This window comes from Pseudorhodoplanes sp., assembly GCF_035565855.1.
Taxonomy (GTDB): Bacteria; Pseudomonadota; Alphaproteobacteria; order Rhizobiales; family Xanthobacteraceae; genus Pseudorhodoplanes.
This window is the reverse complement of sequence record NZ_DATMRX010000163.1, coordinates 1-4225: the sequence shown is the minus strand read 5'-3', so window position 1 is coordinate 4225 and position 4225 is coordinate 1. Positions and strand designations below refer to the sequence as shown.

At 61.9% G+C, this 4225-nt stretch carries 5 protein-coding genes; 2 read left to right on the top strand and 3 right to left on the bottom strand.

Features of this window, described 5'->3' with window-relative positions; translation table 11 throughout:
* The 3 genes from VN004_RS09030 to VN004_RS09020 form a co-directional block, all read right to left on the bottom strand.
* On the bottom strand, window positions 1-427 hold a 427-nt coding region (locus VN004_RS09030; protein ID WP_325609133.1), incomplete at its 3' end, for a hypothetical protein.
* Window positions 424-783, bottom strand: coding sequence for a group 1 truncated hemoglobin (locus VN004_RS09025; RefSeq protein ID WP_325609131.1), 360 nt, complete (start codon window positions 781-783; stop codon window positions 424-426). The genes VN004_RS09030 and VN004_RS09025, both read right to left, overlap by 4 nt.
* 103 nt (window positions 784-886) lie before the next feature.
* Window positions 887-1930: a CoA ester lyase gene (locus VN004_RS09020; protein WP_325609129.1), complete on the bottom strand. Its 1044-nt coding sequence runs from the start codon at window positions 1928-1930 to the stop codon at window positions 887-889.
* A 173-nt stretch (window positions 1931-2103) separates the two neighbouring features.
* Between VN004_RS09020 and VN004_RS09015 the strand changes: the two genes are divergently transcribed.
* Together VN004_RS09015 and VN004_RS09010 are read left to right on the top strand one after the other, a co-directional pair.
* The gene (locus VN004_RS09015) at window positions 2104-3270 is read left to right on the top strand and encodes an ABC transporter substrate-binding protein (protein ID WP_325609127.1); all 1167 of its coding nucleotides are present in this window, start codon (window positions 2104-2106) and stop codon (window positions 3268-3270) included.
* A 136-nt stretch (window positions 3271-3406) separates the two neighbouring features.
* Window positions 3407-4225 (top strand): AEC family transporter (locus VN004_RS09010; RefSeq protein WP_325609125.1); only part of this gene is annotated, 819 nt, incomplete at its 3' end.

Sequence of the window (4225 nt, the reverse complement as noted above, 5' to 3'; positions counted from 1 at the left end):
GCAGCCGCTCGGTGCGCTCGCGCTCGCGTTCGAGTTCGCGGTTCTTGCGCTCGATCAGGCCGGAGAATGACTCGAGCAGGTATTCCTGCTCCTTCTGCTTGGAGATGTTCTCGATCTCGGCGACGAGCTGGCCGTCCGCGCCGAATGTCCGGGTGTTGACCGTCAGCCGGTAGGCGAGGCGCCGTCCGGTTGGTTGCGCAGCTTCGCCCGTCGTCGAATAGGGCCGTCCCGCCTTGAGCCGTGAGGTGAGGTCATCGGCCGAGACCGATGCGACAGCCGAAGGCAAGGCGCGTCCGGCAAGCCCTGGCCCGAACCATTTCTCGGCCTGTTCGTTGGCGAAGCTGATCGTCAGGCTCTGCGCGTCGCAGAGAATGACGCCGAGCGAGACGTGATTGAGGCATTGAAGCGCTGACGTGTCGGCCGTCATTGCGACACGATCAGCGGACGCTTCGATTCGAACGCGCTCACGATTTGCGTAATCTCCACGGGCTTCAATGACGCCTCATGAAGCGCATCGGAAAACAGCGCCGTGATTTCGTCGAACGCCTCGTCGGTGACCTTTACCTCGCGGTGCGCGTGCCGAAGCTGTTCGTCGCTGAAGCTCGCAGGTCCGCCGAGCAGGGAACAGATGAACTTGGTCTGATGGTCGATCAGCCGCTTCATGTCGATGCCGGTGAAATAGGACGCGACCTTGTCGGAATCCAAAACCTTGTCGTAGAAGCTGAGGACAATCTTCGAAATGACGTTGAAGCCGCCGATTGTCTCGTACAATGACCTGGGCATCACCAAAACCTTGAAACAGGCACGCGATTCCTAAGACGCGTTCCGAACCGGTCGTGCGCTTTTACTCAATCTAGCAAATCCAGCCTACCGGAAACCATCCCGCTCAAAAGCCATATTGCGCGGCAAGGTCGGGATCCTTCGTGGCGACCAGTCGCGCGAGATCGACCAGCACCTTGGCCTGTTTCCAGGTGGCGTCGTCCTGCATCTTGCCATCGATCATGACGGCGCCGGTCCCGTCCGGCATTGCATCAAGAATCTTTCGGGCGAAGGCGACTTCCCTTGGATCGGGCGAGAAGACGCGCTTGGCGATCGCCACCTGGGACGGATGCAGCGACCAAGCTCCGGCGCAGCCCATCAGAAAGGCGTTGCGGAATTGCACCTCGCAGCCCTCGGGGTCGGAGAAATCGCCGAACGGTCCATAGAACGGCTTGATGCCGGCGGCGGCGCAGGCATCGACCATCTTGCCGAGCGTGTAATGCCACAGGTCCTGCTGATAGGCCGCGCGCGCGCCCCCGCTTGGCGCCGCGTCGGCCAGCACCCTGTATTCGGGATGCCCGCCGCCGACCCGCGTTGTCTTCATCGCCCGTGAGGCGGCAAGGTCCGCAGGTCCGAGGCTGATGCCCTGCATGCGCGGCGACGAGGCCGCGATGGCCTCGACATTCATCACGCCTTCGGCGGTTTCAAGGATGGCGTGAATGAGGATCGGGCGCGACACGCCGTGCCGCGCCTCAAGCTGCGCAAGCAACTGGTCGAGGTAATGGATGTCCCACGGCCCGTCGACCTTGGGCAGCATGATGACGTCGAGCTTGTTACCGATGGCCGCGACCAGTTCGGTGATGTCGTCCAGCACCCAGGGCGAATTGAGCGCATTGATGCGAGTCCACAGGCCGGTCGAGCCGAAATCGGTGGCCTTGGCCATGGCGATGAAGCCGTTGCGCGCGGCCTCTTTGGCATCGGCCGGGATGGCGTCCTCGAGATTGCCGAGGACCACATCGACCTCGCGCGCGAGCTGCGGGACCTTCGCGGTCACCTTCTCGATATGCGGGGGGACGAAATGAATCATGCGTTCGAGACGCACGGGCAATTCGCGCAAGGGCGCCGGGGCGCCGGCCGCGAGCGGTTTGAAAAAATTGCGGGGCAGCTTCATACGATACGAAATAATGCAGCGCCGACGCGCCGCCAAGCCGAACTTTTGTACTTGCGCGATCCCGACCGAGGCTCGACACTCATGCCCCCCGACAAGGCGAGGCCGGATTCAACCGGCCGCCTCGGGTTGAGCCGGAACAGCGGCTTGTCGTGACACAAGGGAAAGGTCCGAATATGCGTGCATTCAAAAGCGTCTGCGCCGTGGTGGCGCTTGCGTTGGCCGGAAGTCCGGCATTGGCCAAGGACCCGGTCAAAATCGGTCTAATCACCACGCTGTCCGGACCTGCGGGCTATCTCGGCGCCGATATTCGCGACGGCTTCATGCTCGCGGTCGAGGCGAAGGGCGGCCCGTTCGAAGGCAACAAGCCGGAGGTGTTGATCGAGGACGATGGCATCAAGCCCGGTCAGGCCAAGTCGATCGCCGACCGCTTCCTCAAGGGCAGCAACGTCAAGATCTTCACCGGAATCGTTTTCGGCAACGTCGCGGCGGCCGTTGTACCGGATGTGCTTGACGCCGGCGCTATCTATGTCAGTCCGAACTCGGCAGCGACCAATTTTGCCGGGAAGGGCTGCAACCCGAACTATTTCGTCGTGTCCTTCCAGAATGACGGGCAGGGCGAAAGCGTCGGCGCATTGGCAAAGTCCCTTGGCTACAAGAAGGCCTACCTGCTGGCGCCGAACTATCCGTCCGGCAAGGACATGCTGCAGGCCTTCAAGCGTGAGTTCGGCGGCGAGGTTGTCGCGGAGAAATATACAAATCTCGGGCAGACCGATTTCGCCGTGGAAATTGCCGAAATCCGCGCCGCCAATCCCGACTTCGTTCACGGCTTCCAGCCCGGCGGAATGGGCATTGCGTTCCTGCGCCAGTACCACCAGGCCGGGCTGAAAATCCCGCTGGTGATGCATGCCGCGTCGATGGACCAGGCCATGGTGAAGGTGCTGAAGGATGCCGCCGTCGGTGTCCAGGTGGCGAGCCAGTGGAATGACGATTTCGACAATCCGGCTAGCAAGGCCTTCGTTGCTGCCTGGAAGGCGAAATACGGCGATCGCCCGGTCACGAGCTATGCCGCGCAGGGCTACGACGCTGGCCTGCTGATCGGGTCGGGCCTGAAGGCGACGAACTTCAGCACCGACAACATGGACGCGGTGAGCGCCGCGATGCGCAAGGCCGATTTCGCATCGGTCCGCGGCAATTTCAAATTCGACAAGAACCAGCATCCGATCCAGGACTGGTATGCGCTGAAGGCCGACAAGACACCGTCCGGAGACTTCGTTCTCAAGACCGGAGCAAAGGTGCTGTCGAACCACGGCGACATCTATGCCAAGGACTGCAAGATGTAGGCTCAGCGCATTCTTCAGCCTGCAAAAGAAACCGGCCGGTCGATGGACCGGCCGGTTTTTTCAGCGCTATAACCCGCTTCTGCCAAGGGCTTGAATCGTTCCGCAAAAGCCGGGACCCGATCGAAGCGCTGCATTCATGATCGACGTACTCAATCTGGCGCTTCCGTATTTCGGGCTGATCTTCCTTGGTCTTGCTTGCGGCCGGCTGAAGCAGATTCCGGACACCGGCCTCGCATGGATGAACTTCTTCATCGTCTATGTCGCGTTGCCCTGCCTGTTCTACCGGATCGTTGCGAAGACCCCGCTCGAGGAACTGGCCAATGTCTGGTTCGTGGTGGCGACATCGCTCGCCACGACCATCGCCTTCTTCATTGCGCTTGTCATCGCAAAGCTCGGCCGTCGCACCTTGCCTGAGGCGACCATCGCGGGGCTCGCGGGCGGATATGGCAATATCGGCTATATGGGGCCCGGCCTCGCGCTCTCGACCCTCGGGCCGCAGGCGGCGGCACCGGTCGCGCTGATCTTCTGCTTCGACAGCATCGTCTTGTTCTCGCTGGTGCCGTTCCTGATGGAAATCGGCGGCGGCGAAAGCCGCGGCTTCTGGCGGTCGGTGCTGTTCGTCGGCCGCCGCATCGCGCTGCATCCTTTCATCCTCGCCACCTTGCTTGGCGTTGCGTCAGCCGCGATACATTTCGAGCCGCCGGTGGCGCTCGACCGGCTGATGCAGTTCCTGCAGAATGCGGCTGCGCCCTGCGCCTTGTTCGTGCTCGGCGTTACGGTCGCCTTGAGGCCGTTGCCGAAACTGGCCTGGGATGTGCCGGCCATCATTCCGGTCAAACTGATCCTGCATCCGTTGATCGTCTTTTTCCTCCTCGCTCTTTTCGGTCCGTTCAGCACGTCCTGGACCTATGCGGCGGTGCTGATGGCCGCGCTGCCGCCTGCGCTCAACGTCTTC